28 protein-coding genes are annotated in these 26,924 nt (G+C 70.8%); 18 read left to right on the top strand and 10 right to left on the bottom strand.

Annotation, left to right across the window (positions count from 1 at the left end; genetic code table 11):
- The first annotated feature begins 18 nt into the window (after positions 1-18).
- Complete coding sequence (locus AN215_RS22720) at positions 19-678, top strand: Maf family protein (RefSeq protein WP_070011228.1); 660 nt, start codon at positions 19-21, stop codon at positions 676-678.
- Positions 679-688: 10 nt separating this feature from the next.
- On the opposite strand, the gene AN215_RS22715 is transcribed toward AN215_RS22720, so the two are convergent.
- Positions 689-1,168, bottom strand: coding sequence for a flagellar basal body-associated FliL family protein (locus tag AN215_RS22715; protein ID WP_245694653.1), 480 nt, complete (start codon positions 1,166-1,168; stop codon positions 689-691).
- Between the two features lie 414 nt (positions 1,169-1,582).
- Between AN215_RS22715 and AN215_RS22710 the strand changes: the two genes are divergently transcribed.
- Positions 1,583-3,355: an acetyl/propionyl/methylcrotonyl-CoA carboxylase subunit alpha gene (locus AN215_RS22710; protein ID WP_070011229.1), complete on the top strand. Its 1,773-nt coding sequence runs from the start codon at positions 1,583-1,585 to the stop codon at positions 3,353-3,355.
- Between the two features lie 93 nt (positions 3,356-3,448).
- On the opposite strand, the gene AN215_RS22705 is transcribed toward AN215_RS22710, so the two are convergent.
- Entirely contained in the window at positions 3,449-4,420 is a 972-nt protein-coding gene (locus AN215_RS22705) for a DeoR/GlpR family DNA-binding transcription regulator (protein ID WP_070031238.1), read from the bottom strand.
- Between the two features lie 157 nt (positions 4,421-4,577).
- Positions 4,578-6,038, bottom strand: coding sequence for an NAD(P)H-quinone dehydrogenase (locus AN215_RS22700; RefSeq protein WP_070011231.1), 1,461 nt, complete (start codon positions 6,036-6,038; stop codon positions 4,578-4,580).
- Between the two features lie 192 nt (positions 6,039-6,230).
- Between AN215_RS22700 and AN215_RS22695 the strand changes: the two genes are divergently transcribed.
- The 3 genes from AN215_RS22695 (at position 6,231) to AN215_RS22685 (ending at position 9,946) form a co-directional block, all read left to right on the top strand.
- Positions 6,231-6,668 (top strand): gamma-glutamylcyclotransferase family protein, encoded by a 438-nt coding sequence (locus tag AN215_RS22695; RefSeq protein WP_070011455.1) that lies wholly within the window; start codon positions 6,231-6,233, stop codon positions 6,666-6,668.
- Positions 6,669-7,353: 685 nt separating this feature from the next.
- Positions 7,354-8,172, top strand: coding sequence for a purine-nucleoside phosphorylase (locus tag AN215_RS22690; RefSeq protein ID WP_070011232.1), 819 nt, complete (start codon positions 7,354-7,356; stop codon positions 8,170-8,172).
- Between the two features lie 58 nt (positions 8,173-8,230).
- A complete protein-coding gene (locus AN215_RS22685; protein WP_070011233.1) occupies positions 8,231-9,946 on the top strand; it encodes a phospho-sugar mutase in 1,716 nt (571 codons plus the stop codon).
- A 51-nt stretch (positions 9,947-9,997) separates the two neighbouring features.
- Here AN215_RS22685 and AN215_RS22680 read toward each other — a convergent pair whose 3' ends face one another.
- Together AN215_RS22680 and AN215_RS22675 are read right to left on the bottom strand one after the other, a co-directional pair.
- Complete coding sequence (locus tag AN215_RS22680) at positions 9,998-10,414, bottom strand: DUF6157 family protein (protein WP_070011234.1); 417 nt, start codon at positions 10,412-10,414, stop codon at positions 9,998-10,000.
- Entirely contained in the window at positions 10,411-10,839 is a 429-nt protein-coding gene (locus tag AN215_RS22675) for a DUF3224 domain-containing protein (RefSeq protein ID WP_070011235.1), read from the bottom strand. Before AN215_RS22675 ends, AN215_RS22680 begins: the two co-directional genes overlap by 4 nt.
- Positions 10,840-10,940: 101 nt before the next feature.
- Here AN215_RS22675 and AN215_RS22670 point away from each other — a divergent pair, with 101 nt between their 5' ends.
- Positions 10,941-11,915 (top strand): helix-turn-helix transcriptional regulator, encoded by a 975-nt coding sequence (locus tag AN215_RS22670; RefSeq protein ID WP_070011236.1) that lies wholly within the window; start codon positions 10,941-10,943, stop codon positions 11,913-11,915.
- Between the two features lie 108 nt (positions 11,916-12,023).
- Here AN215_RS22670 and AN215_RS22665 read toward each other — a convergent pair whose 3' ends face one another.
- Together AN215_RS22665 and AN215_RS22660 are read right to left on the bottom strand one after the other, a co-directional pair.
- Positions 12,024-12,431 (bottom strand): hypothetical protein, encoded by a 408-nt coding sequence (locus AN215_RS22665; RefSeq protein WP_070011237.1) that lies wholly within the window; start codon positions 12,429-12,431, stop codon positions 12,024-12,026.
- A gap of 327 nt (positions 12,432-12,758) precedes the next feature.
- Positions 12,759-13,604 carry a PH domain-containing protein gene (locus tag AN215_RS22660; RefSeq protein WP_079123327.1) on the bottom strand — a complete coding sequence of 282 codons (846 nt, stop codon included), beginning with the start codon at positions 13,602-13,604 and terminating at the stop codon, positions 12,759-12,761.
- A 185-nt stretch (positions 13,605-13,789) separates the two neighbouring features.
- On the opposite strand from AN215_RS22660, the gene deoC reads away from it, so the two are divergent.
- The 5 genes from deoC to AN215_RS22635 all read left to right on the top strand — a co-directional run bounded on the left by deoC (position 13,790) and on the right by AN215_RS22635 (position 17,872).
- Positions 13,790-14,797: a deoxyribose-phosphate aldolase gene (deoC, locus tag AN215_RS22655; protein WP_070011238.1), complete on the top strand. Its 1,008-nt coding sequence runs from the start codon at positions 13,790-13,792 to the stop codon at positions 14,795-14,797.
- Positions 14,798-14,802: 5 nt separating this feature from the next.
- A complete protein-coding gene (locus AN215_RS22650) occupies positions 14,803-16,245 on the top strand; it encodes an aldehyde dehydrogenase family protein (protein ID WP_070011239.1) in 1,443 nt (480 codons plus the stop codon).
- Between the two features lie 142 nt (positions 16,246-16,387).
- Complete coding sequence (locus tag AN215_RS22645) at positions 16,388-17,257, top strand: aldehyde dehydrogenase family protein (RefSeq protein ID WP_070011457.1); 870 nt, start codon at positions 16,388-16,390, stop codon at positions 17,255-17,257.
- A 109-nt stretch (positions 17,258-17,366) separates the two neighbouring features.
- Complete coding sequence (locus AN215_RS22640; RefSeq protein WP_245694652.1) at positions 17,367-17,624, top strand: type II toxin-antitoxin system Phd/YefM family antitoxin; 258 nt, start codon at positions 17,367-17,369, stop codon at positions 17,622-17,624.
- Positions 17,621-17,872 carry a type II toxin-antitoxin system RelE family toxin gene (locus AN215_RS22635; RefSeq protein WP_070011240.1) on the top strand — a complete coding sequence of 84 codons (252 nt, stop codon included), beginning with the start codon at positions 17,621-17,623 and terminating at the stop codon, positions 17,870-17,872. The genes AN215_RS22640 and AN215_RS22635 overlap by 4 nt, the downstream gene beginning before the upstream one ends.
- Positions 17,873-17,888: 16 nt before the next feature.
- Here the strand turns inward: AN215_RS22635 and AN215_RS22630 are convergent, their stop codons facing one another.
- Positions 17,889-18,677 carry a MerR family transcriptional regulator gene (locus tag AN215_RS22630; protein WP_070011241.1) on the bottom strand — a complete coding sequence of 263 codons (789 nt, stop codon included), beginning with the start codon at positions 18,675-18,677 and terminating at the stop codon, positions 17,889-17,891.
- A 223-nt stretch (positions 18,678-18,900) separates the two neighbouring features.
- Here AN215_RS22630 and AN215_RS22625 point away from each other — a divergent pair, with 223 nt between their 5' ends.
- Both AN215_RS22625 and AN215_RS22620 read left to right on the top strand, forming a co-directional pair.
- A complete protein-coding gene (locus AN215_RS22625; RefSeq protein WP_070011242.1) occupies positions 18,901-19,569 on the top strand; it encodes a GOLPH3/VPS74 family protein in 669 nt (222 codons plus the stop codon).
- Between the two features lie 106 nt (positions 19,570-19,675).
- The gene (locus AN215_RS22620; protein WP_070011243.1) at positions 19,676-20,338 is read left to right on the top strand and encodes a uridine kinase family protein; all 663 of its coding nucleotides are present in this window, start codon (positions 19,676-19,678) and stop codon (positions 20,336-20,338) included.
- 304 nt (positions 20,339-20,642) lie between these two features.
- Here the strand turns inward: AN215_RS22620 and AN215_RS22615 are convergent, their stop codons facing one another.
- The gene (locus tag AN215_RS22615; RefSeq protein ID WP_070011244.1) at positions 20,643-21,410 is read right to left on the bottom strand and encodes a SigE family RNA polymerase sigma factor; all 768 of its coding nucleotides are present in this window, start codon (positions 21,408-21,410) and stop codon (positions 20,643-20,645) included.
- 238 nt (positions 21,411-21,648) lie between these two features.
- Between AN215_RS22615 and afsQ1 the strand changes: the two genes are divergently transcribed.
- The 5 genes from afsQ1 (at position 21,649) to AN215_RS22590 (ending at position 25,687) form a co-directional block, all read left to right on the top strand.
- Positions 21,649-22,326 (top strand): two-component system response regulator AfsQ1, encoded by a 678-nt coding sequence (gene afsQ1 / locus AN215_RS22610; RefSeq protein ID WP_079123491.1) that lies wholly within the window; start codon positions 21,649-21,651, stop codon positions 22,324-22,326.
- Between the two features lie 77 nt (positions 22,327-22,403).
- The gene (locus AN215_RS22605; protein ID WP_070011459.1) at positions 22,404-23,987 is read left to right on the top strand and encodes a sensor histidine kinase; all 1,584 of its coding nucleotides are present in this window, start codon (positions 22,404-22,406) and stop codon (positions 23,985-23,987) included.
- A 32-nt stretch (positions 23,988-24,019) separates the two neighbouring features.
- Complete coding sequence (locus AN215_RS22600; protein WP_245694651.1) at positions 24,020-24,772, top strand: hypothetical protein; 753 nt, start codon at positions 24,020-24,022, stop codon at positions 24,770-24,772.
- Positions 24,773-24,816: 44 nt separating this feature from the next.
- A complete protein-coding gene (locus AN215_RS22595; protein WP_070031236.1) occupies positions 24,817-25,410 on the top strand; it encodes a VanZ family protein in 594 nt (197 codons plus the stop codon).
- 79 nt (positions 25,411-25,489) lie between these two features.
- The gene (locus AN215_RS22590; RefSeq protein ID WP_070031235.1) at positions 25,490-25,687 is read left to right on the top strand and encodes a PspC domain-containing protein; all 198 of its coding nucleotides are present in this window, start codon (positions 25,490-25,492) and stop codon (positions 25,685-25,687) included.
- 105 nt (positions 25,688-25,792) lie between these two features.
- On the opposite strand, the gene AN215_RS22585 is transcribed toward AN215_RS22590, so the two are convergent.
- Positions 25,793-26,914: an adenosine deaminase gene (locus tag AN215_RS22585; protein WP_070011461.1), complete on the bottom strand. Its 1,122-nt coding sequence runs from the start codon at positions 26,912-26,914 to the stop codon at positions 25,793-25,795.
- Positions 26,915-26,924: the final 10 nt, after the last annotated feature.

Genomic DNA, 26,924 nt, shown 5'->3' with positions numbered 1-26,924 from the left:
GGTCCCTACGATTGCCCCATGGCCTCACCGACATCACAGCAGCAGCCACAGTCCCGCCCGTACGCGCCCGCTCGCCGGCTCGTGCTCGCCTCCGCGTCCCCCGCGCGTCTGGGGCTGCTGCGGCAGGCCGGTTTCGCGCCGGAGGTGATCGTCAGCGGCGTGGACGAGGACGCGCTGTCGGCACCGACCCCGGGTGAGCTCGCGCGCGTACTCGCGGAGGCCAAGGCCCAGGCCGTCGCCGCCCTCCCGCAGGCCGCGGACGCGCTCGTCGTGGGCTGCGACTCCGTGCTCGAACTGGACGGAGAGCCGCTGGGCAAGCCCGCCGACGGCGAGGAGGCGACGGCCCGCTGGAAGGCGATGCGCGGACGCTCAGGCGTGCTGCAGACGGGCCACTGCGTCCTCGACACCCGTGACGGCGCGGGCACTTCGGCCACGGCCGGCACCACCGTGCACTTCGGCGAGCCCAGCGACGAGGAGATCGCCGCCTACGTCGCCACGGGCGAACCCGTGCACGTCGCGGGCGCGTTCACGCTCGACGGCCGTTCGGCGCCGTTCATCAGGGGCATCGAGGGCGATCACGGAACGGTGATCGGGCTGTCGCTGCCGCTGCTGCGCGAACTCCTCACCCGGCTGGGGGTCCGTATCACCGACCTGTGGGCCCCGGACGCGCCGGCCTGAGCCCGCGTTTCTAGGGCGCCGAGGGCTCCGGCTGCGAACCGCCCGACGGCGGCGGCGCGTCCGTACCCTGCTGCGAAGTCCCCTCCGCGGAAGGCTCTTCGGGGCTGTAGGAAAGCAGCGACCAGACGATCAGCCCCAGCACCAGCATCATGAACAAGAACGCCACCCAGCCGACCAGCCCGACGGACGCGGCGCCCAGCATCCCGTGCACGACGGCTGCGCTGATGAGGATGATGCGCAGCAGGCCCACGGGCGCCTTGTCCCGGATGGCCGTACGCGCCAACACCACTGCACACAGCAGGAGGTAGCCGCCGAAGAGCCCGCCCGCGACCACGGCGGAGAGCGACATCGAGCGAGGTTCGAGATGGGCCATGGACATCTGCTGCGCGTCCACGACCATGCTGAGAAAGATGTTCAGCAGAACGATGCCGACCGCCTCGACCACCAGTATCAGCGCCGCAGCCGCGGCAACCGATCGTCGGAGCCCCACCTCGCCCACCCTCTTCCACTTTTCACCGGGCCATGGCCGATGCTGTTCGTTACCTGGAGTACGCCGCCAGGGCAACGTGAACGCTACTTACGGGTATCACAGCGGGCAAGAGGCCTGCCGCGAAGCAAAGTTTCGTCCCGCGATTCATAGGAACCCCACAAAGACCGGTCCGTCCGTCACCGCTCACCGCGCGGAGACGTTGACCACATCCGAAAGGCGGCGGGACTCGCCGGAAGCCCGGCGTACCTTGGGATGACGGGAATCACGAAGGGCTGTGACTGCCGCACGTCACAGTCCGTGTGGGAAAGCTCACGCCTGTGGGCGGCTCGGCCAGTGGTGTCGCCAGTACCTAAACTCACGACACACTCACCACATCGAATGCTGTTGCGGCGCAGCGCCAAGTAGGGAGTCATCGTGCGCAAGGTGCTCATCGCCAACCGGGGCGAAATCGCTGTTCGCGTCGCCCGTGCCTGCCGGGATGCGGGGATCGCGAGCGTCGCCGTCTATGCCGAGCCGGACCGGGACGCGTTGCACGTGCGGGTCGCCGACGAGGCGTTCGCACTGGGCGGTGACACACCGGCTGCCAGCTACCTGGACATGGACAAGGTGCTCAAGGCCGCGGCCGACTCGGGCGCCGACGCCGTCCACCCCGGCTACGGATTCCTCTCCGAGAACGCCGACTTCGCGCAGGCCGTGATGGACGCCGGCCTGAATTGGATCGGCCCGCCGCCGGACGCGATCAGCGCTCTGGGCGACAAGGTCTCGGCGCGGCACATCGCGGAGCGTGCGGGTGCGCCGCTGGTCGCCGGCACGAAGGACCCCGTCTCGGGTGCGGCGGAGGTCGTGGCCTTCGCCGAGGAGAACGGGCTGCCCATCGCCATCAAGGCGGCGTTCGGCGGAGGCGGCCGCGGCCTGAAGGTCGCGCGGTCGCTGGACGAGGTCGAGGAGCTGTACGAGTCGGCGGTACGCGAGGCGGTGGCCGCCTTCGGGCGCGGCGAGTGCTTCGTCGAGCGCTACCTGGACCGTCCCAGGCACGTGGAGACGCAGTGCCTGGCCGACAAGCACGGCAACGTCGTGGTGGTCTCCACGCGTGACTGCTCACTGCAGCGACGCCACCAGAAGCTGGTCGAGGAGGCGCCCGCGCCCTTCCTGACCGCCGAGCAGAACGCGGAGCTGTACCGCGCGTCGAAGGCCATCCTCAAGGAGGCCGGCTACAGCGGCGCCGGCACCTGCGAGTTCCTCGTCGGCCAGGACGGCACGATCTCCTTCCTGGAGGTCAACACCCGTCTGCAGGTCGAGCATCCGGTGACCGAGGAGATCACGGGCATCGATCTCGTACGGGAGATGTTCCGCATCGCCGACGGCGAGACGCTGGACTACGAGGACCCGCAACTGCGCGGTCACTCCTTCGAGTTCCGTATCAACGGCGAGGACCCCGGACGCAACTTCCTTCCGGCGCCCGGCACCGTGACCACCTTCGCCGCGCCCGGCGGACCCGGCGTGCGGCTCGACGCGGGCGTGGAGTCCGGCAGCGTCATCGGCCCCGCCTGGGACTCGCTCCTGGCCAAGCTCGTCGTCACCGGCGCCACCCGGCAGCAGGCCCTGCAGCGGGCCGCACGCGCGCTGGAGGAGTTCACCGTCGAGGGCATGGCCACCGCGCTGCCCTTCCACCGCGTCGTCGTACGCGACCCGGCGTTCGCGCCGGAGGTCAACGGCCGCGCCGGCGCGCCCTTCGACGTCCACACCCGGTGGATCGAGACGGAGTTCGTCAACGACATCAAGCCCTTCGCCGCTCCCGGCACGGACGCCGAGGAGGACGAGGGGACCCGCGAGACCGTCGTCGTCGAGGTTGGCGGCAAGCGGCTGGAGGTCTCCCTGCCCTCGTCGCTGAGCGCCACGGCAGCACCGGCGGCCGGCGGCAGCAAGAAGCCCAAGCGCAAGGCGGCCAAGAAGGCGGGCGGCGCGGCCTCCGGCGACGCCCTCGCGTCCCCCATGCAGGGCACCATCGTCAAGGTGGCCGTGGAGGAGGGCCAGCACGTCGAGGAGGGCGAACTCGTCGTCGTACTCGAGGCGATGAAGATGGAGCAGCCTCTCAACGCCCACCGCTCCGGCACCGTCAAGGATCTGCACGCCGAGATCGGCGGATCGCTCTCCGCCGGCACCGTCATCTGCGAGATCAAGGACTGAGCGGGCAGCGCCACCGGGCCGGCACGTGAAGTGAAGCCGCCCGCCGCCCCTGTCGGGGGACGGCGGGCGGCTTGCTGCCGGTGCTGAGGACGCTCAGCGGCGCCTGGGGGCCAGATCGGCCACACGCCCCGCGGCGGGCGACTGTTCGGGCAGCGCGGGCGCGCTGCGCAGCTGCGGCGCCTGCGAACCGCCCCCGCCCGGCGGCACGTTGCGCCGCTGGCCGGGCATCGGAACATCCCGGCGCCCCGGGCCCTTCTCGGCGCCGCCGCCGCGTGCGCCGCCCTGTACCGGAGCCGGGGCCTCGGCGGCGCCCGCCGGAGTCATTCCGGCCACGGTGATCTGTACGCCCTGGTCCGCCAGAGCCTGCAACTCCGTGCCCGCACGGTCCTCATGAGGCGGCGGCTTGTCCGTCACCAGGCGCGTCATGACGTCCGTGGGGACCGTCTGGAACATGGTGTCCGTGCCGAGCTTCGTGTGGTCGGCCAGGACGACGACCTCCGCCGCGGCCTGCACCAGCGCGCGGTCGACGCTCGCCGAGAGCATGTTGGACGTGGACAGCCCGCGCTCCGCGGTCAGCCCGCTGCCCGAGAGGAAGGCCCGGGAGACACGCAGCCCCTGCAGGGACTGCTCGGCGCCGCTGCCGACCAGCGCGTAGTTCGAGCCGCGCAGCGTACCGCCCGTCATCACCACCTCGACGCGGTTGGCATGCGCCAACGCCTGTGCGACGAGCAGGGAGTTGGTCACCACCGTGAGGCCCGGCACGCGGGCCAGTCTGCGGGCCAGCTCCTGCGTCGTCGTCCCCGCGCCGACGACGATGGCCTCGCCCTCCTCGACGAGGCCCGCGGCGAGATCGGCGATGGCCGTCTTCTCGGCCGTCGCCATGTGGGACTTCTGCGGGAAGCCCGTCTCACGTGTGAAACCTCCGGGCAGGACGGCACCGCCGTGCCGGCGGTCGAGCAGCCCTTCTGCCTCCAGGGCCCGTACGTCACGGCGCACGGTCACTTCGGAGGTCTGGACGACGCGGGCGAGCTCACGGAGCGACACGGCTCCGTTGGCTCGCACCATTTCCAGGATCAATTGGCGACGTTCTGCAGCGAACACGGAACTGACAGTAACCCCAACGACCGTCTGCTTTCAGCAGTTTTCGTCGATTTTTGGAAGTTGTCCATAGCTGCATCAGCCACGTGATATAGAGACAAACAGGTAGAACCGGCCGGTCGGTTCAGCCTTCCTCGGCCGTCTTGCGCGTGTGCAACTGCCGGGCGACCTCGCCGATCGAGCCCGTCAGCGACGGATACACCGTGAAGGTGTTCGCGATCTGCCCCACCGTCAGGTTGTTGTCGACAGCCACGGACAGCGGATGGATCAGCTCACTCGCGCGCGGGGCGACGACCACACCGCCCACCACGATCCCCGTACCGGGACGGCAGAACAGCTTCACGAAGCCGTCCCTGATGCCCTGCATCTTCGCGCGCGGGTTCCGCAGCAGCGGCAGCTTCACGCACCAGGCGTCCATCCGGCCGCTGTCCACATCCGCCTGGCTGTAGCCGACCGTGGCGATCTCGGGGTCGGTGAAGACGTTCGCGGAGACGGCCTTCAGATTCAGCGGCGTGACCGTCTCGCCGAGGAAGTGGTACATCGCGATCCGGCCCTGCATCGCCGCGACGGACGCGAGCGCGAAGACTCCGGTGCAGTCACCGGCCGCGTAGACACCGGGCGCCGACGTACGTGAGACCTTGTCGGTCCAGATGTGGCCCGAATCCTTCAGCCGTACCCCGGCCTCCTCCAGGCCCATGTCCGCCGTGTTGGGGATCGCGCCGACGGCGACGAGGCAGTGGCTTCCGGTGATCGTGCGGCCGTCCTGCAGCTCCACCTCGACCTTGTCTCCGACGCGCCTCGCCGACGCGGCCCGCGAACGCGCCATCACGTTCATGCCGCGTCGCCTGAAGACGTCCTCCAGCACGGCCGCCGCGTCCGGGTCCTCACCGGGAAGCACCCGGTCCCGCGACGAGACGAGCGTGACGTGCGAGCCCAACGCCCGGTAGGCGCCCGCGAATTCGGCGCCCGTGACACCGGAACCGACCACGATCAGCTCTTCGGGCAGCTCCTCCAGGTCGTAGACCTGCTTCCAGTTGAGGATCCGCTCCCCGTCCGGCTGCGCGTCCGGGATCTCCCGCGGATGACCGCCCGTCGCGACCAGCACGGCGTCGGCGGCCAGCACCTCGTCGGGCCCGCCCGCGGCGTCCCCGGTCGGCGTGACGACGACCTGCCGCGAGCCGTCCGGCGCCTGCGACGGCTCCAGCCGGCCCCGGCCGCGCAGCACCCGTACGCCCGCACGCGTCACCGAGGCGACGATGTCGTGCGACTGGGCGAGCGCGAGCCGCTTCACCCTGCGGTTGACCTTGCCTAGGTCGACGCCGACCACACGGGCGGGGTCGTCCGGGTCGTGGGTGCTGTCCTCGACCCGGATGCCGAGCTCCTCGTACGAGGAGTCGAAGTTCGTCATGACCTCGGCCGTGGCGATGAGGGTCTTGGATGGCACGCAGTCGGTGAGCACCGACGCGCCTCCCAGGCCGTCACAGTCCACTACGGTCACTTCGGCGCCGAGCTGCGCCGCCACGAGGGCGGCCTCGTAGCCGCCGGGTCCGCCACCAATGATCACGATCCGAGTCACATGCTCCATTGTCCCGCACATGCTTGCGGGCACCTGCGGGGGGCGGCTTCGCCGCCGCGGGGGCGGCCCTGCCGCGAGGCCGGCCCTGTAAGCGGGGGCGGTCCTGCCGCGAGGCCGGACTGTGGCGGGGGCCGGCGGCCCCCTCGCGCCACCCCCTTGGCCACCACCGCCCCGGCGATGGACTCCCGTACCCTCGTCGTCATGTCCCTCTACGCCGCTTACGCCGCGAACCTCGACGCGCGGCTGATGACGCGCCGAGCCCCGCACTCCCCGCTGCGCGGCACCGGATGGGTCACCGACTGGCGCCTGACATTCGGCGGCGAGCAGATGGGCTGGGAGGGCGCGCTCGCGACGGTCGTCGAGTCGCCCGGGTCGCAGATCTTCGTGGCCCTGTACGACATCGCGCCCATGGACGAGGAGTCCATGGACCGCTGGGAGGGCGTCGGCATGGGCATCTACCGGCGCACGAAGCTCCGCGTCCACACGCTCGACGGCGAGACGACGGCCTGGTGCTACGTCCTCAACGGCTACGAGGGAGGCCTCCCCTCGGCCCGCTACCTCGGCGACATCGCGGACGCGGCGGAGTCGGCGGGGGCGCCGCACGACTACGTGATGGAGATCCGCAAGCGGCCCTGTTAGGGCGGCGGGCGCATTGCGCTGGCGCGCGCCGGCCGTGTGTGCGCCTCGCGGTGCGTGTGTTCGGGGTTCCGGGTGCGTGCCGCTGCGGCGGCGGCTCCGGGAAGGCACGATTTACCTCCCTGAACCCGGTACGGACCGTTGTGCTGCCTCCCATATGGCGGTCCGCAAATCGCGCTTGATTTTCCCGGAGCCACCGCCTCCGCGTCCCACCCCCTCCGGTCGTCCTAGCGGCTTTCCCCTCGTGGTTTCCACATGGGTGGGGGATCGCTGCCGTGCGGACCTTTCGGCACCTGTACGTGCCTTGCGGCTCCAACCATCAGTGTTCAGAGGCCCGTTGGGCCCTGAAGTGATCCGAGAGCGGCACCGGGCCTGCCCGGAGGAACGAGGCAACTGGCCGGGGCCACCGGCGGGGAGCCGCCGGCGGACGGGAGGGGGCGGGACGCGCAGGGAGGCACGTCCGGACACTCAAGCGTGATTTGCGGACCGGTATATGGGAGGCAGCACAACGGTCCGTACCGGTACAGGGAGGGAAATCATGCCCGTCCGGACTGGCTCCCGGAGCGGCACGCACCCGGAACCAGAAACGCACCCCAGGCGCACACCCCCGCCCGGAGCCGTACACACACACGCCCCCGGAAGTGGACACCCTCTACGCGCGTAGGCTCGAAGCCGCTACGCTCATCGCGTGAACGAATCAGTCTCGAACACCGCCGACGATCCGTATCGTTCCGCCGATTCCGCAGCCACCCGGCTGCGGGAGCTGACCGGTACGGACAGCCACGACGTCGTCCTGGTGATGGGCTCCGGCTGGGTGCCCGCCGCGGACGCGCTCGGGGCCCCAGAGTCCGAGTTCCCGGTGACGGAGCTGCCCGGCTTCCCCCCGCCGTCCGTGGAGGGCCACTCGGGCACCGTGCGCTCCCATGAGCTGGGCGGGAAGCGGGTGCTGGTCTTCCTCGGCCGGACCCATTTCTACGAGGGCCGCGGTGTCGCCGCCGTAACCCACGGCGTCCGTACGGCCATCGCCGCCGGCTGCAAGACCGTCGTGCTCACGAACGGCTGCGGCGGCCTGCGCGGCGACATGGTGCCGGGCCAGCCCGTACTGATCAAGGACCACATCAACCTCACGGCCACCTCCCCCATCGTCGGTGCCAATTTCGTGGACCTCACCGACCTGTACTCCCCCCGCCTGCGCACTCTCTGCCAGGAGATCGAGCCGTCGCTCGAAGAGGGCGTCTACGTGCAGTTCCCCGGCCCCCACTACGAGACCCCCGCCGAGATCGGCATGGTCCGCGCGATCGGCGGGGACCTTGTCGGCATGTCCACCGTGCTGGAGGCCATCGCGGCGCGCGAGGCGGGCGCGGAGGTGCTCGGCATCTCCCTGGTGACCAACCTCGCGGCCGGCATGACGGGTGAACCCCTCAACCACGAGGAAGTGCTGCAGGCGGGCCGTGAGTCGGCCGCCCGCATGGGTTCGCTGCTGGCGCAGGTGCTGAACCGGATGTGAGCTCCCGGGCCGCCGGTCGCCGGCGCGTACCGGAGAGGCTGAGGAGAGAGGCAGAGCTGTGCAGGACGATGTGACGGATCTGGTCGCCCGTGCCCGGGCCTGGCAGGCCGAGGACCCCGACCCGGAGACCCGCGAGGAGCTGGCGAAGCTCATCGAGGTGGAGGACCAGGCGGAGCTGGCGTCCCGCTTCTCCGGCAACCTCCAGTTCGGGACTGCCGGACTGCGGGGCGAGCTGGGCGCCGGGCCCATGCGGATGAACCGTTCCGTCGTGATCCGCGCGGCGGCCGGGCTCGCCGCGTACCTGCGCGAGCAGCGGCGGCCGGCGGCTGCGGACGGGCAGGGGGAGATCCCCGGCCTCGTCGTCATCGGCTACGACGCCCGCCACAAGAGCTACGACTTCGCCTGCGAGACGGCGTCCGTCATGACCGGCGCCGGCTTCGACGCGGCCCTGCTGCCGCGTCCGCTGCCCACGCCCGTGCTCGCCTTCGCGATCAGGCGGCTCGGCGCCGTCGCGGGTGTGATGGTCACCGCCAGCCACAACCCGCCGCGCGACAACGGCTACAAGGTCTATCTGGGCGGGGGTTCGCAGATCGTCCCGCCCGCCGACGGCGCGATCGCCGCGAGGATCGAGGCGGTCGGCCCCCTCGCGGACGTGCCCCGCCCGCAGTCGGGCTGGACGGTGCTCGGTGAGGAGACCGTCGAGAGCTATCTGGCCCGCACCGGCGCCGTACTGACGGAAGGGATGCCCCGCGACCTGCGCACCGTGCACACCGCGCTGCACGGCGTCGGCTCGGACACGCTGCTCGCCGCGTTCCGCCGGGCGGGCTTCCCCGAGCCGGTGCCGGTGCACCAGCAGGCCGGTCCCGATCCCGACTTCCCGACCGTCTCCTTCCCCAATCCGGAGGAGCCGGGCGCGATGGATCTCGCCTTCGCGACGGCCCGTGGGACCGCCGCCGCGTCCGGCCCCGTGGATCTCGTCATCGCCAACGATCCGGACGCCGACCGCTGCGCCGTCGCCGTGCCCGACCCCGCCGCCGAGGACGGCTGGCGCATGCTGCGCGGCGACGACGTCGGGGCGCTGCTGGCCACGCACCTCGTGCACAAGCGTGCGCGCGGCACGTTCGCCACGACGATCGTGTCCTCCTCGCTGGTCTCCCGTATCGCACACGCCGCCGACCTGCCCTACGAGGAGACGCTGACCGGCTTCAAGTGGCTCGCCCGCGTGGACGGTCTGCGCTACGCCTTCGAGGAGGCGCTGGGCTACTGCGTCGACCCCGAGGGCGTACGCGACAAGGACGGCATCACGGCCGCACTGCTGATCGCCGAACTCGCCGCCGAGCTCAAACAGGCGGACCGCTCGCTGACGGATCTGCTGGACGACCTGGCCGTCGAGCACGGCCTGCACGCGACCGACCAGCTCTCCGTACGCGTCGACGACCTGTCGCGCATCGCGTCGGCGATGGAGCAGCTCCGGGCCGCTCCCCCGGCGTCCCTCGCGGGCCTTGCCGTCCTCTCCGCGGAGGATCTGAGCGAGGGCTCCGACCTCCTTCCTCCCACGGACGGGCTCCGCTACCAGCTCGCCGGCGACCCGGAAGCCGGAGTGGAGAAGGCGCGCGTGGTGGTGCGTCCCAGCGGTACGGAACCGAAGCTCAAGTGCTACCTGGAGGTGGTCGTCCCGGTACGCGACCAGGCGGCGCTGGCGGCAGCCCGTACCGGCGCGGCGAGCGTACTGGCGGCGCTCAAGGCGGATCTGGCGGCCGCGGCGGGCGTCTGAGCGCCGCGCCCGTCCTCACCGGTCGCACGCCCGCGGCCGCCGGCGAAGGCGTCAACGACGCGCCGAGCGCAGTGCCTTGAGGACGGTGACGCCTTCGGCGCCCGCCGCCAGACGCGCGTACTCGCCGGACTCCACGGGACAGAGCGTGACCAGCCCGTCGTCGTCGAAGAGCAGCCCGAAGCCGTACTTCTTCGGCAGCGGGGACGCCCGCAGGCACGGCTGCTCCTTCGAGAAGAACTCCTCCCGCAGGGCGGCGGCTTCCGGTCCGGCAAGGCCGCCCGCTCCGGGCCGGCGCAGGAACCATGACTCGAACAGCACGTCTTCCTGCGTCAGCCGGCCGGGCCGCTCGGTGAGCATCTCGTACTGCAGCACGGCGACCGTCTTCCTTCCCCCGCGGGCCGCGGGGACGACGCCGCGGGTGACGGGGCAGTCGTCCGCGACCGCGATCAGTGTTCCGAAGTAGTTCACGGGAGCCGCCCCAGGCCGTATTCGAAGCTGTACGGCACGGACTGCTCGCCGTGCCTGGTGGTGAAGCCGCCGGTTCCGTGCAGCCCTGTCAGGTCTCCGGTGCCGGACCCGGGCACGACCTCGAAGGTGCAGCGCAGGGTGCCGTCGGCCTCGAACGAACCGTTCTCGGCGACCGCGAAGGTGCCCTTGCGCCCGCCGACGGTGCCCGACAGCACCTGCATGCCCGTGAACGTGCCGGTCGTCTCCGTCACGTAGACGATCGAGTACTCGCAGGCCGTTCCGACGGCCTCGACGCCCCCGGAGAAGGAGTTGACGACGGAGGCACGGGCGAGCCGGGGGCCTTCCGCTCCCGAAGTGACCTGCTTCTCCTCCCAGTCGGAGAAGGTGAAGTGGCCGGTGGCGGTCTGCGCCTGCACGGTGCTCATTGATTCCCCTTCGTCGGTCCGGTGCGCCTCCCGGCGCGGTGTGCCAGCAGGTTATGAGCCGTACCTGACACCTCCTGTCAGGTACGGCTCATACTTGCCTCATGCGAGCTGACCGGCTGCTCTCCCTGCTTCTGCTGCTCCAGAACCGCGGGCGGATGACCGCACCCGAACTCGCCGCCGAACTGGAGGTCTCGGTACGCACCGTCTACCGGGACGTCGAGGCACTCAGCGCGTCGGGCGTTCCGGTCAGCGCGGAGCGCGGGCCCGACGGCGGCTACCACCTTCTGGAGGGCTACCGCACGCGCCTGACCGGTCTCACCGACGACGAGGCGGGCGCACTGTTCCTCGTCGGAACCCCCGCCGCGGCGCAGGACCTCGGCCTCGGAGCGGTGCTCGCCACCGCGCAGTTGAAGCTGCAGGCCGCGCTGCCGGCCGGACTCGCGGCAAGGACCCGCCGCATCCAGGACCGGTTCCATCTGGACGCACCGGCGTGGTTCCGGGACGCCGACCCGGTTCCCCACCTTGCGGCGGTCGCACGGGCGGTGTGGGAGCAGCAGACGCTGCACGTCCGCTACGGCGGCTGGCATGGTGAAATCAGCCGGGAGCTGCGTCCGTTGGGCATCGTTCTCAAGGCCGGCATCTGGTATTTGACAGCGATGGCGGACGGCGAGACGGCACGCACCTACCGGATATCGCGCATTCTCGAACTGGAGGCCGCGAGCGATTTCTTCGAACGCCCGGCCGGATTCGATCTCGCCGCCCACTGGCAGGAATCCACACGACGCCTGGAAGCGGCGCTGTACAAGGAGACAGCACGTCTTCGCATATCGCCCCGTGCGCGGAAAATGCTGCCGATGCAGTTCGGTGCGGCCGGCACGGAAGCGGTCGAAAGGGCCGGGCCGCCGGATCGCGAAGGCTGGAGCGAAGTGGAACTGCCCGTCGAGACCCAGGCCGTCGCCGTCGGAGATCTGCTCCGGCTGGGAGACGAGGCGGAGGTGCTCGGGCCGCCCGAGCTGCGGCAGGCCGTCGCCGGGACGGTGACGGCGCTGGCCGCCCGCTACGGGACCCCGGCCTGATCGCCGTACGCGGGACGGTTCAGCGCGGGCGGTGGAACGGCGAAGGCCCGCTGAGGGCTTCACGCGAAGTCCTCAGCGGGCCGTTCCGGATGTGCCCGGCGTTCCGGCTCAGCGGCCGAACGCACCGCCGCGCACCGCACGGGTGCCGGCCGGACAGTAGATGGTCACGCGCTTCGCACCGCGCAGAGCCGGCGTGATGTAACGGCTGTCGTCCGTGCAGTCGGCGAAGGCACGCCAGCGCGAACCCGAGCACGAGATGGCGAACGCACGACCGGAGATGTCGGCGTTCCAGCAGCGAAGCGACCTGGCGGAGGCCGGCGGGTCCATGAGGGAGCCGCCCGGCGACTCGACGGCGGTGCCGGTGCGCCAGGTGCCGGTCCGCAGGTCGGTCTGCGTGTAGCTGGCGTCGCCCCAGTCCGGGGTGTGTGCTTGGGCAGAAGGCGCCATCACTCCGCCGAACCCGAGCGCCAGCGAAGCGCTCGCGGCCAGCACTGCCAGAGATTTTCTGATCTTCACTTCTGTCTCTCGCTTTCTCGTTGCTCGGCCGGCTTGGCCGAATGCCCGGTGAAGGGGTGCGCTCAGATTCCCCACCGAACGGCAACGAAACAAGAGAACTCGATTCTGCTGACGATATGCATTTGCGTTCCGAATCCGGTGCCGGTCTTCCACGCCAATCAGAGAATCGATTCGCCAGTTGAGCGGCGGTGATATGGATTTCACTCTCACGAGCGAGTTACAGAACCGATCGGTGCCGCAGGTGTTCCCGACTTCTCATCCGACCGCGCGGGGCTCAAGAAGACGGCACCCAGCGGACGTTCAGCTCTCCTGGCGCGCGAACGCGCCTCAGCGCAGAGCGAGGAGGGCCGTGAGGGCGACGGCACCGGCGAGAGCGGGGGCTGCGATCTCGTACGCCCAGCGGACGGTGACCTCGCCCTGCGCCGCCGGCTTCTCACCGTTGTCCGCGGCGAGGAGGCGCAGTTCGTCGATCGCCTGGTCCGAGGGCGCGCGCTGCTCGCCCACGTCGTCCGCGTCCGGCACGCCGCCCAGTCCGAACAGCCCCATCGGCCGGGCCGGCGCGACGGCGGTCTCGCCGCGGGAGGCCGCACGTTCCGCGCGTTCGGCCCGGCGGGAGGCGCGCTTGCGGGCCCGGAGCGAGACCGGGATCGACCAGAGCTGGTATTTGGTGCCGCCCGCGACGACCTCGCTGGAGTAGCCGGCGCGCAGGGCCTCGACCGTGCCCCACGGGACGGTGATGGTGCGGAAGGGGTTCCGTACGCGCATCCGCTGCGCACTCGCGTACACGGCGGGGCGGAGAGTGAAGGCGACGACGAGCGGTACGGCCAGCACGAGGCCGAAGACGGCCGTCAGGCGCGTGCGGGTGTCGCCGTTGATCAGGACGTCCGCGCCTAGCCAGGCGGCGAGGAGCAGCAGCAGGACCCCGCCGGCGAGGGCGCCCGGCGAGCGGTAGCAGCGGTCCGCGTACACCGGGGTGTCAGGCTCCGCGTCCGACGCGGATTCCGGCTCGGATTCCGACGCGGGCGCCGACCCGGACCCGGGCGCCGTCTCGTCGGCCTGTCCGGTTCCGGGGGCCGTCCGCGCACCGGCGTCCGTGCCGGTCCCGGGCGGGACCTCGTCCTCCTGCCCGTTCCGGGTCTCGCGCTCGCGCTCGGGTCGGGACTCGCTACTCATGGGGCTTGATTCTGCCGGACCGTCCGTATGGCGGACATTGCGGCTCGGCATCGATCTGCCCGGCCCGTTCCTGGTGCTCCCGCTCGGGCCCGGTCGGCGCGGCTGCCGTGCATCCCGCACGGGAGGCGTATGCGGTTGCCCCCTACCGGCGGCGCTACGCGTGTAGATATGCTCCTCTGGTGACCATGTCTTCAGCGTCCACAGCCACAGCGTCCCCCGCTTCCGCACCCGCATCCGCGCTCGCGGACGTGACCGCGTCCGACGCCGCGCTGCGCCGCTATCTGCACGGGCTGCCCGGCGTCGACGCCGTCGGACTCGAAGCGCGTGCCGCGACCCTCGGCACACGCTCCATCAAGACGACGGCCAAGGCGTACGCCATCGATCTCGCGATCTCCATGATCGATCTGACCACCCTCGAAGGGGCCGACACCCCTGGCAAGGTCCGCTCCCTGTGCGCCAAGGGCGCCAACCCGGATCCGAGCGACCGCACCACACCCCAAGTCGCCGCGATCTGCGTCTACTCCGACATGGCGGCCACCGCGAAGAAGGCGCTGTCCGCGGGCGGCGGCTCCGGGATCAACGTCGCCTCCGTCGCGACCGCCTTCCCCTCCGGCCGCGCCGCCTTGTCCGTGAAGCTGGCCGACACCCGGGAGGCCGTGGCCGCCGGTGCCGACGAGATCGACATGGTGATCGACCGCGGCGCGTTCCTGGCGGGCGACTACGGCAAGGTCTTCGAGGAGATCCAGGCCGTCAAGGACGCGTGCAGACGGCCCGGAGGCGGGGAGCCCGCGCATCTGAAGGTGATCTTCGAGAACGGCGAGCTGTCGACGTACGACAACATCCGCCGCGCCTCCTGGCTGGCGATGCTCGCGGGCGCCGACTTCATCAAGACCTCGACCGGCAAGGTCGCCGTGAACGCCACGCTGCCGAACACGCTGCTGATGCTGGAGGCCGTACGCGACTTCCGCGCCGCCACCGGCACCCAGATCGGCGTGAAGCCGGCCGGCGGAATCCGTACCGCCAAGGACGCGATCCGCTACCTGGTCGTCGTCAACGAGACGGCCGGGCCGGACTGGCTCAGCCCGGACTGGTTCCGCTTCGGCGCCTCCAGCCTCCTCAACGACCTGCTGATGCAGCGCCAGAAGCTGAAGACCGGCCGCTATTCCGGTCCCGACTACGTGACGGTGGACTGAGGCAGATGCCAGACCAGATTTTCGAGTACGCGCCCGCGCCCGAATCCCGCGCGATCGTCGACATCGCCCCGTCGTACGGGCTGTTCATCGACGGGGAGTTCCGCGAGGCGGCCGGAGGCAAGGTCTTCAAGACGGTCTCGCCGGCCACGGAGGAGGTGCTCTCCGAAGTCGCGCAGGCGGACGGCGAGGACGTCGAAGCCGCGGTACGGGCGGCGCGCGCGGCCTTCCCCGGCTGGTCCGGCCTGCCGGGCACCGAGCGCGCGAAGTACATCTTCCGCATCGCCCGCATCCTGCAGGAACGCGCCCGTGAACTTGCGGTGCTGGAGACGCTGGACAACGGAAAGCCGATTCGCGAGACGCGCGACGCCGATCTGCCGCTGGTCGCGGCGCACTTCTTCTACTACGCGGGCTGGGCGGACAAGCTGGAGCACGCCGGCCTGGGCCCGGACCCGAGGCCGCTCGGGGTCGCCGGTCAGGTCATCCCGTGGAACTTCCCGCTGCTGATGCTGGCCTGGAAGATCGCCCCGGCTCTCGCCACCGGCAACACCGTCGTACTCAAGCCCGCCGAGACGACGCCGCTCTCCGCGCTCTTCTTCGCGGACGTGTGCCGCCAGGCGGGCCTGCCCAGGGGCGTCGTCAACATCATCACCGGGGACGGGGCGACGGGTGCCGCGCTGGTGGCGCACCCGGACATCGACAAGGTCGCCTTCACCGGTTCGACTGCCGTGGGGAAGGCGATCGCCCGCACCGTCGCGGGTACGCGCAAGAAGCTCACCCTCGAACTGGGCGGCAAGGGCGCCAACATCGTCTTCGACGACGCCCCGGTCGACCAGGCCGTCGAGGGCATCGTCAACGGCATCTACTTCAACCAGGGGCAGGTGTGCTGCGCGGGATCGCGGCTGCTCGTACAGGAGTCGGTGCAGGACGAGCTGCTGGACGCGCTGAAGCGGCGGCTGCGCACGCTCCGCGTCGGCGACCCGATGGACAAGAACACCGACGTCGGCGCCATCAACTCCGCGGAGCAGCTCGCCCGTATCGAGGAGCTGGCCGACTCGGGTGAGGCGGAGGGTGCCGAACGCTGGTCCGCGCCCTGCGAGTTGCCCGGCAACGGATACTGGTTCGCCCCGACGCTCTTCACGGGCGTCAGCCAGGCGCACCGGATCGCCCGTGAGGAGATCTTCGGGCCGGTGCTGTCCGTGCTGACCTTCCGTACGCCGGACGAGGCGGTCGCGAAGGCCAACAACACTCCGTACGGGCTCTCGGCGGGCATCTGGACGGAGAAGGGTTCGCGCATCCTCTCCATGGCGAACAAGCTCCGGGCGGGCGTCGTCTGGGCCAACACGTTCAACAAGTTCGATCCGACTTCGCCCTTCGGCGGCTACAAGGAGTCGGGTTTCGGCCGCGAAGGCGGACGTCACGGTCTGGAGGCCTACCTCGATGTCCGATGAACCGAAGAAGACCGCGAAGTCCGGCGGGACGGCGGGGAAGACGGGCAGGCCCGCCGGCAAGACCGCGGCCAAGTCCCCGGCGAAGTCCCCGGCCAAATCTCCGGCGAAGGGGCGGACTTCGGTCCGCACACCGGCCCGGCGGATCGATGTGCTGAAGACCTACAAGCTCTTCGTCGGCGGCAAGTTTCCGCGCAGCGAGAGCGGACGGGTGTACGAAGTGACCGACTCCGAGGGCAACTGGCTGGCCAACGCACCTCAGGCGTCCCGCAAGGACGCACGCGACGCCGTCACCGCCGCACGCAAGGCCTTCGGCGGCTGGTCCGGCGCGACGGCCTACAACCGCGGCCAGATCCTCTACCGCGTCGCGGAGATGCTGGAGGGACGGCGCGAGCAGTTCGCCGCCGAAGTCGCCGCGGCGGAGGGACTGCCGGGACCGGCGGCGACCGCTCAGGTCGACGCGGCGATCGACCGCTGGGTCTGGTACGCGGGCTGGTCCGACAAGATCGTCCAGGTCGCGGGCGGGGCCAACCCCGTCGCGGGGCCCTTCTTCAACCTCTCCACACCCGAACCGACCGGCGTCGTCGCCGTACTGGCACCGCAGGAGTCCTCGTTCCTGGGGCTCGCGTCGGTGCTCGCGCCCGTGATCGTCACGGGCAACACGGCTGTGGTCGTGCCGTCGGAGAAGGCACCGCTGCCCGCGCTGTCGCTGGCCGAGGTGCTCGCCACCTCGGACGTGCCGGGCGGTGTGGTCAACCTCCTCTCAGGCCGTACGCGCGAGGTCGCGGCGACGCTCGCCGCGCATCAGGACGTCAACGCGCTGGACCTGGCGGGCGCGGGGGCGGACGGCGAGCTGGCGAAGGAGCTGGAGACGGCCGCGGCGGAGAACCTGAAGCGGGTTCTGCGCCCGGACGAGGGCGCCGCCGAGGGCGTCGACTGGTCCGCCGACCCCGGTACGTCCCGGCTGCTCGCCTTCCTGGAGACGAAGACGGTCTGGCACCCGATCGGGGTGTGACGGCGCCGCGGACGCGGCGGGCAGGAACGTGCGGGCGCCGTCCGGTGCCGAGCGGGCAGGCGGCACCGGACGGCGCCACACTTCGGCTCAGAAGTGTACACTTCTGCTTATGAGTGACGCCTCTTACCCGATGACCGAAGCACGGGCCCAGTTCGGCACTTTGGTCCGCCGGGCCGCCCACTCCCACGACCGCATCGCGATCACGGATCACGGGCACACGGCCGCCATACTGATCAACCCCCAGGACCTGATGGACCTCGAGGACGCAGCCGCGATCGCGGAGTACAGAGCAGAGAAGGCTGCCGGCACTTTGACACTCATCCCACATGAGGAGGTCGGCAGGCGCCTGGGGCTGCGGCCGGAGTGAGCTACGAGGTCAACTGGCGCCTCCAGGCATTGAACACCGCCACGCGCTTCCTCAAGGACGACCCGGCCGGTCTGGATCAAGTCTTCGAGGCTGTCGATCTCCTCGCTCGCGAACCCCGCCCGGCGGGCAGTGCCGAACTGGGATCGCAGTACCTGCGCCGCATCCATGTCGGCAGGTACCGAGTGATCTACGAGATCTTCGACTCGACGGTCACCGTCGTGATCATGCATCTGGGCCGCGTGGGCTGAGTGCGGCCCGTGCTTGCTACGGCGCTTCTCCGCCGGAACCTTCGGCGCGGGCGGGAGCGGCGCCAGGGCCGGTGCCCCCTCCGGAGCGTGCGGGCAGCAGTTTGTTGACGCGTACCAGGACGTCGAGCTGCGCGGGGTTGTACAGATCCCTGAGGGCCTTCCCCATCGTCTTCTTGGCGAATGCCTCGCCCTGAGGCGCGCCGGCAGCCGGTGCCCGCAGGTCCGGGTGCTTGTCGAGCAGCTCACGGACGGAGGGCAGCAGTCGCTCGGCAAGGTCCTGCCGGGTCTGCTCGCAGGCGTCGGCCGGCAGCGCGTCGAACTCCTTGTCCGTCGGGTCGGCGGACTGGTTCCGCAGCATGTCGGCCCAGGCCTGCCGAGGGGCCGGCCCGAGGACTCGCGTCATCACCGTGAACAGGGACCGGTCGGCATCGGATATCTCCGTCCGCGCTGCCGGGGGGAACTCGGGCGGCAGGTCGGCCGGCAGCGACTGACGCATGATCAGGCCGAGTTCGGCGCGGGCTCGCTGGAGGCGTTCGATGGTGGCCGCCAGTTCGGTGTCGAGGGTACGCAGCGCGTCCTCCGGGTGGTGCTCCACGTCGCCCATGGCAGCGATCTGCGCCAGTGAGAACCCGAGGTCGGTGAGGCGTTTGATGCGCAGCAGCCGCACCAGGTGCGCGACGCCGTACTGCTTGTAGCCGTTGGCACGCCGCTCGGGTTCGGCCAGCAGCCCGACCTCGTGGTAGTGCCGTACCGCTCGCAGGCTGACGCCGGCGAGCTGGGCGATCTCTCGGGTGCTCCAGGCCATGGGTCCAGTGCACACCATGCCGTAGCGGCATGGGCAAGTCCCGCTGCCGTCCGGCTCGTACATCACTGACCGCTTGACTGTGCCGCAGCGGCACAGTGTGTCGTGGCCGGTGGCAGCCCACCCGGGCTCCGCCCGGCCTCGCGGCCGTCCGTTCCGGCCGCAGGCTCCGGGCGAGGACGTGGGCGGGACGATCCGACCCGATCACCACGGCTGGAGAAGAGACATGCAGAACGAACTGCTCATCGCCGAAGACCTGATGCTGCTGATGATGGACGACAAGTCGGGAACGATCGCCGGCGAAGGCACTCTCTACTACACGCTGGGCGGCGCCGTGCTCGTCGAACTCAGTCTCGGCGGACGCGTCAAGGCCGACCCGGACGACAGAGGGCTGACCGGTGTGAAGGTGCGTGCCGTCCCCGGCCGCCCGCTGCCGGACCCGCTGCTCCGGAACGCCTACGAAACGGTCGCCAAGCGAGTGCGGGGCGTCCAGAGCGTCCTGGCCGAGATCGGCACCGGGCTGCGCGAGCCCGTGCTCGACCGGCTCGTCAAGCGGGGCATCGTCCGCCGGGAAAGCAAGAAGTGGCTGGGGATATTCCCTTCGACGTCGATGACGGTCTCGGACCTCAAGCACAAGAAGGCCCTGGTCGAGAAGGTACGTGCCGTCCTGATGGACGACGCGGAGCCCGACACCCGTACGGCGGCGCTGGTGGGGCTGCTCTCCGCGAGCGGCACGCTGACGAGCCTGCACCGCTCCATCCCGTGGTCGGGCAAGGTCTACAAGCGTGCGAAGGAAGTGGAGCAGGCCAGTTGGGGCGCCGAAGCGGTGAACACCGCCGTGATGCGGGTCATGGCGGCGAACTCCGCGGGAAGCGCCGCCGCCGTCACCAGCTAGGCCTCGTTCGGATCTCGCCGGGCTCGCTGGGACGAAGGCCGGATGCGCTTCGGGTTGGCGCACCGCCCGGTTCCGTCGCGGGCGCGATGGCCGACAATGGTCTCTCGTGACCGATCCCCGTGACATATCGCGCTCGCCCCGCGTCATTCTGCTCACCGGGCCCTCCGGCTCCGGCAAGTCCCGGCTCTCGGCACGCTGCGGGCTCCCCGTCATGCGTCTCGACGACTTCTACAAGGAGGCCGGCGACCCCACGCTGCCCCAGCTCCCGCACGGCATCGGCGTGGACTGGGACTCGCCCGCCTCCTGGGACGCGGAGGCCGCGGTGGCCGCGGTGCGCGACCTGTGCGCGACGGGGCGTACGACCGTGCCGCTGTACGACATCGCGCGGAGCGCCCGCGTCGGCAAGGAGACGCTCACGCTCGACGGCGCGCGGCTCTTCATCGCCGAGGGCATCTTTGCCGCCGACGTGGTGGCCCGCTGCCGCGAACTGGGTCTGCTCGCCGACGCGATCTGTCTGCGCGGCCGGCCGTCGACGACGTTCCGGCGGCGGCTGCTGCGGGATCTGCGCGAGGGCCGCAAGTCGGCACTCTTCCTGCTGCGCCGCGGCTGGCGGCTGCTGCGGGCAGAGGGGGCGATCGTGGCGCGGCACCGGGAGCTGGGCGCGTACCCGTGCGCGCGTGACGAGGCCGGGGAGCGGATACGGCGGCTGAGCGATGCGGTACGCGCGGCACGCACCGCGAGCGAACACGGGCGGTACGAACGCGGGTGACGTGAGCACGGGTGTGGTAACGGCAGGGCGGCCGGGCGTATCACGGCGGCAGGCGTACCGACGGCGCCGGACGTACACAGCACGGCCCGGAAAGCAGAAAGAGGAGAAAGAGGAGAGAGCGGGTTCGGGCAGACCCCCCGGTTGCCCGCACCCGCTCTCTCGCGTCCCGTCCCCCCGGACGGGTCCCCGTTTTCCCCTCTGTTCCCCCGTCCCCCGGTGCACCCCCCACCGGAGCTCCCCAGCTCCGGCCCCGAGGCCCCCTCGAAGGCCCATCCCCCGGCCCTCGCACCTCAGGTCTGTGCGGTCAGGCGACCAGTTCGCCGAACGACTCCTCCTGGTCCCTGCCGAAAGCGAGCACTTCGTCGTCGCGCAGGCGGCGCAGAGAGCGCCAGATGCTGCTCTTCACGGTGCCGACACTTATGTCCAGTATGTCCGCGATCTCCGGGTCCGTGCGGCCCTCGTAGTAGCGCAACACCAGCATCGTGCGCTGCAGTTCGGGAAGCCGGGCGAGCGCCTGCCAGAGCACGGTGCGCAGTTCGGTGCCGCGCATCGCGTCCTGGTCGCCGGCGGTCTCCGGCAGCTCCTCCGTCGGGTATTCGTTCAGCTTGCGGCGGCGCCACGCGCTGATGTGCAGGTTCGTCATGGTGCGGCGCAGATAGCCGCCGAGCGCGGCCTTGTCGCTGATGCGGTCCCACGCGCGGTACGTGGAGAACAGCGCGCTCTGCAGCAGGTCCTCGGCCTCGAAGCGGTCGCCCGTGAGGTGGTAGGCGGTGGCGTACAGGGAGGCGCGGCGCTCGCGTACGTAGGCTGTGAACTCCGCCTCCGACGCGGCCTCCTGCCGTGCTCCCGGCTCCTCCCTGTACTCACCGTCCCCCGTGCTGCGGGCCTCCCCTCGAAGGCCCTCCACCGCAGTGATGTGCGGCGGCCGTGCGCGTCCGGAGGAACGGACGCACCCACGTCCGATCGTTCCGGACATCTCGGCGACCTTGTTCGCCGGGTTTCCCGGAACCGAAGGGGTGTGCAGGCGCGTGTGAATGACTGCGCTGACGGTGTCGCTGTGCAGTGTGTTCATCTTGCGCCCCCCTCGGGCAAACCTGGTCGCTCGCTGATGACGTACACATTGCCCGGCCGATTTCATCGCCAGGTCCCCCGTCTGTCACAGCGGTGTCACAAGGGCGTTGGCGGCCGTGTCCTGCCGTGTGAGCTGCGGTCTCCCGCGGTGCCGGGGGTGCCGTCACGGTCCGGGGCGGGGCGAGGGAGCGGCACCGTACGGTCGAAGTGTGAGGGGGGCATGGGACAGAATGGCCCGCGTGCCTTTCCTGTTGCTGATCGAGGACGATGACGCTGTCCGTACGGCCCTTGAGATGGGCCTGACCCGGCAGGGTCACCGCGTGGTGACCGCCGCGTCCGGCGAGGACGGCCTCAAACTGCTGCGCGAGCAGCGGCCGGACCTGATCGTTCTGGACGTGATGCTGCCCGGCATCGACGGTTTCGAGGTCTGCCGCCGCATCCGCCGCACGGACCAGCTGCCGATCATCCTGCTCACTGCGCGCAGTGACGACATCGACGTCGTGGTGGGTCTGGAGTCCGGTGCCGACGACTACGTCGTCAAGCCGGTGCAGGGCAGGGTCCTGGATGCGCGCATCCGTGCGGTGATGCGCCGCGGCGAGCGCGAGTCCAACGACGCGGCGACCTTCGGCACCCTGGTCATCGACCGCTCCGCCATGACCGTGACGAAGAACGGCGAGGATCTTCAACTGACGCCCACGGAACTGCGGTTGCTGCTGGAGCTGAGCAGGAGGCCGGGCCAGGCGCTCTCGCGGCAGCAGCTGCTCCGGCTGGTGTGGGAGCACGACTACCTCGGCGACTCGCGTCTCGTCGACGCGTGCGTCCAGCGGCTGCGCGCGAAGGTCGAGGACGTGCCGTCGTCGCCGTCGCTGATCCGTACGGTCCGCGGCGTCGGATACAGGCTGGACGCGCCGCAGTGACCGACCCGGCGCAGCCGACGCCGGAGCGGGGGCGCACGCGTGCGAACCGGGAGCGTGAGGACCGGGTGCGCGGCTGGATGGCCGGAATGCTGCCGACGCTGCGGCTCCGGCTCGTCGTCGTCTTCGCCCTCGTGGCACTCACGGCCGCGGTCTCCGCGTCCGGGATCGCGTACTGGCTCAACAGGGACGCCGTCCTCACCCGCACTCAGAACGCGGCGCTCAACGACTTCCGCAAGTCGATGGAGGACAATGCCGGAAGCCTGCCGCGCCGCTACGACTGCCGCCAACTGCGCGACGCCGCCGAGAAGATGAGCGGTTCGTCGCAGAACTACGAGGTGCTGCTCACCGGTGAGGACGCCGCCGGCGTGCGCTGCGCGGTCGCCTCGGACCCGGCCTCCTTCACCATGGCGGACATACCTCCGCAGCTGCGCGCGGCCGTCGCCAAGCGCCGCCCCGTCGACAGCGGCAACTCCCATCCGTACCACCTGTACTGGCAGCGGACCGCCGAGGACGGCGGCAACGAGCCCTTCCTCGTCGGCGGGGCGAAGATGATCGGCGAAGGGCCGACGCCCTCCGGCTACATGCGCAAGTCGCTGGCGCAGGAGCGCGACGATCTCAACTCCCTCGGCTGGTCGCTGGGGGTCGCGACAGGGCTGGCGCTGGTCGGCGCCATGCTGCTCGCGCAGGCCGCGGCGACGACGGTCCTGCGTCCCGTACGGCGGCTCGGCGACGCCGCGCGGCGGCTGGGCGAGGGCAAGCTGAACACCCGGCTGAAGGTCTCGGGGACGGACGAACTGGCCGAGCTCTCCAGGACGTTCAACCGGACCGCGGAGTCGCTGGAGCACCGGGTCGCGGATCTGAGCGCGCGGGAGGAGTCCTCGCGGCGCTTCGTCGCCGACATGTCGCACGAACTGCGCACGCCCATGACGGCGATCTCCGCGGTCACCGAGGTGCTGGAGGAGGAGCAGGAGAACCTTGATCCGATGATCGCGCCCGCCGTGCAGCTGGTGGTCAGCGAGACCCGCCGCCTGAACGACCTGGTGGAGAACCTGATGGAGGTCACGCGCTTCGACGCGGGCACGGCGAAGCTCGTCCTCGACGACGTCGACGTGGCCGACCAGGTCACCGCCTGCATCGACGCACGCGCATGGCTCGACGCCGTCGAACTCGACGCGGACCGGGGCCTGATGGCGAGGCTCGACCCCCGCCGCCTCGACGTCGTCCTGGCGAATCTCATCGGCAACGCGCTGAAGCACGGCGGCTCTCCGGTCCGCGTCTCGGTGCGTACGGAGGAAGCGGCCGCGGGCCGCCCCGGTGAGCTGCTGATCGAGGTCTCGGACCGTGGTCCGGGCATCCCGGAGGAGATGCTGCCGCACGTCTTCGACCGCTTCTTCAAGGCCAGCGCGTCCAGGCCCCGGTCCGAGGGGAGCGGTCTCGGGCTGTCCATCGCCCAGGAGAACGCGCACATCCACGGCGGATCCATCTCCGTGCGCAACGACACGGAGCACGGCGGCGGAGCCGTCTTCACACTCCGGCTTCCGCGGGAGCCGGGTGACCACGCGGGCGAGGAGGACGAGGACGGCGGACCGGACGGCGGTGGTCACGGCGGCGGACGGGACGGGGACGGCAGGGGCGACGACGGGAAGGGGGAGGACCGTTGAGGGCAGGACCGGGGACAAGGCCGCCGGGGACAGTGAGGGCGGCGGGAACGCCGGGAACTCCGGGAACAAGGCCGTCGCCTGCGGCACCGCGGGGAACAGGACCGTCGGGAAGCGCCGGCACCAGCGGCACCGGCACCGGCACCGGCAGCACCGCATGGCGCCGGGTCACGGCGGACGCCCGGCTGCGCCTCGCCTTCACCGGCCTGGCGCTTCTGGGGGCGGTCGCCTCCGGATGCGGCATCCGCTCCACATCCCTGCCCGTCGACGCGGGAGCGGCGCCCTCGCGTGTGAGCTGCGTACTGCCCGGCGACCGGGAGACGTCGGACGGTGGCGACGGCGGCAACCTGCCCGTGCGGGTGTATCTCGCCTGCGGCTCGCGGGTCTCCCCCGTCGACCGGCGCGTGGCCCTGCCGGACGGCGACGACTCGGAACGGCTGCCCGTCGCCCGCGGGCTGCTGGACGCCCTGCAGACCGAGCCCGACTCCGAGGAGGAGGCCGCCGGGTTCAAGACGGCCGTTCCGCGCGATCTGAAGGTCGACGGGGCGCGCGAGGGCGACCCGCCCGCGGCGCTGCGGCTTAACAGGCCGCTGAAGGACCTGCCGTCCTTCGCGCTCGCTCAGATCGTCTGCACGTACGCGGGCACGGCCGCCGCCGGGACCGACCGTTCCGTGATACTGGGCGGCCCGGCCTCCGCCGGAGAGGACGACCCGCTGCGCCTCTTCAGGTGCGACACCGCGCTGCGCACCCGCCCGGAAGCGGCCGCCACGGCCGGTACGCAGCAGTGACGAAGCCCCGGAACCGCTTGCGGGAACGCGGCGTCCTTGCTGGTGTGCAGCGTCATGGCCGTGGCGGCGGAACCGCCGCTTCAGCTCCTCGAATCCGCGTCGCAGGGCTCGTCCTGCTGATCGCGTATCTGGCCGTCGTCGGATGGCTGGCGCTGCGTCCTCTCTCGGTGCCGTGGGTCGCGCCCCCGAATCTGCAGCCCTTCGCGACGATCCGCGCCGACCTCGATGAGGGGTCGCCCGCCTCTCTGACCGGGCTGGCCCGCGGGCTGGCGCTGCTGGCTCCGCTGGGTGTGCTGCTGCCGCTGGCGACGTGGCGTGCGGAGCGACCGCTGGCGACGACCTGCGCGCGTACGGTCTCCGCGGGCGTGCTGATCTCGTCCGCGATAGTGCTGTTGCAGTCGGCGGTGCCGGGGCACTCGGTGAACGTCGACGCCGTGCTGCTGAACACCGCGGGAGTCGCCCTCGGCTCGCTGCTGGTCTTCCCTCCCGTACGGGCGCTGCTGCGGCGCAGAGCCGCGCACGTACCCCCGTGGGGCGGGTCCCCCCTGGGTACGGGGCCGCACGACGCGCTCCCCCTGGGGGACGAGGCCGGCGGGAGTGCGCCCCCGAGAGCGGCCAGGGTCGGGATCGCACCGTAGACCGATGTCTGCGGGTGTGGCAGCCGCCTACCGTGGAAACCGGACGTCGATGAACGACACGAAGCGAAGGAGTCGCGTCATGCCCGCACTTGCCCGCCCGCGCGAAAGCCGGATGATCGGCGGTGTCTGTGCCGGACTGGCACGCCGCTTCGGCATGAAGCCAGGCACCATGCGCTTGATCTTCGTGGTGTCCTGCCTGCTGCCCGGCCCGCAGTTCCTCCTCTACCTGGCGCTGTGGATCCTGCTGCCCAACGGGAACGAGCGCACGGCCTGGTAGCACCAGCGCCTGGCACGGGCACCGGCCACGACGGCGGGCCGCGCATCGGAAGCGATGCGCGGCCCGCCGCATGCTGTGCCGAGGCCGCCGTGGGCGGCCGGCGGTTCATTCGCGGAAGAGCCACTCGCTCTTCAGCTCGGCATAGCCCGGCTTGATCACGTCGTTGATCATCGCGAGCCGTTCGTCGAACGGGATGAAGGAGGACTTCATCGCGTTGACCGTGAACCACTGCATGTCGTCGAGCGTGTAGTGGAACGTCCGCACCAGGTGCTCGAACTCCTGGCTCATGCTCGTACCGCTCATGAGCCTGTTGTCCGTGTTCACCGTGGCGCGGAAGTGCAGCCGCCGCAGCAGGCCGATGGGGTGCTCCTCGTAGGAAGGCGCCGCGCCCGTCTGCAGGTTGGACGACGGGCAGAGCTCCAGCGGGATGCGCTTGTCCCGTACGTACGAGGCGAGACGGCCCAGCTTCACCGAACCCGTGCCGTCGTCCTGGATGTCGTCGATGATGCGCACCCCGTGCCCGAGACGGTCGGCACCGCACCACTGCAAGGCCTGCCAGATCGAGGGCAGTCCGAACGCCTCACCGGCGTGGATGGTGAAGTGGTTGTTCTCGCGCTTGAGGTACTCGAAGGCGTCGAGGTGACGGGTGGGAGGGTAGCCCGCCTCGGCACCCGCGATGTCGAAACCGACGACACCCAGCTCGCGGTAGCGATTGGCGAGTTCGGCGATCTCCAGGGCACGGGCCGCGTGCCGCATCGCGGTGAGCAGGGCACCGACGCGGATGCGGTCGCCTGCAGCGCGCGCACGGCGCTCGCCCTCGCGGAAGCCCTCGGTGACCGCCTCGACGACCTCTTCGAGCGTGAGACCCTTCTCCAGGTGCTGCTCGGGGGCGAAGCGGACCTCCGCGTAGACCACGCCGTCCGCGGCGAGATCCTCGGCACACTCGGCGGCGACGCGGGTCAGCGCCTCACGGGTCTGCATCACTCCGACGGTGTGGGAGAAGGTCTCCAGATAGCGCTCCAGGGAACCGGAGTCCGCGGCCTGGCGGAACCAGCGCTCCAGCTGCTCCGCGTCGGTCTCGGGCAGTGCTTCGTACCCCGTCTCGGCAGCCAGTTCGACGATGGTCGCCGACCGCAGACCGCCGTCGAGGTGATCGTGCAGCAGCGCCTTCGGAGCACGGCGGATCTGCTGCGGGGTGGGAACGGTGTTGAGGGTCTGGCTCGTCATCCGTGTACTC

It is taken from the genome of Streptomyces abyssalis, assembly GCF_001751365.1.
Taxonomy (GTDB): domain Bacteria; phylum Actinomycetota; class Actinomycetes; order Streptomycetales; family Streptomycetaceae; genus Streptomyces; species Streptomyces abyssalis.
This window is presented reverse-complemented; position numbering and strand designations above follow the sequence as displayed.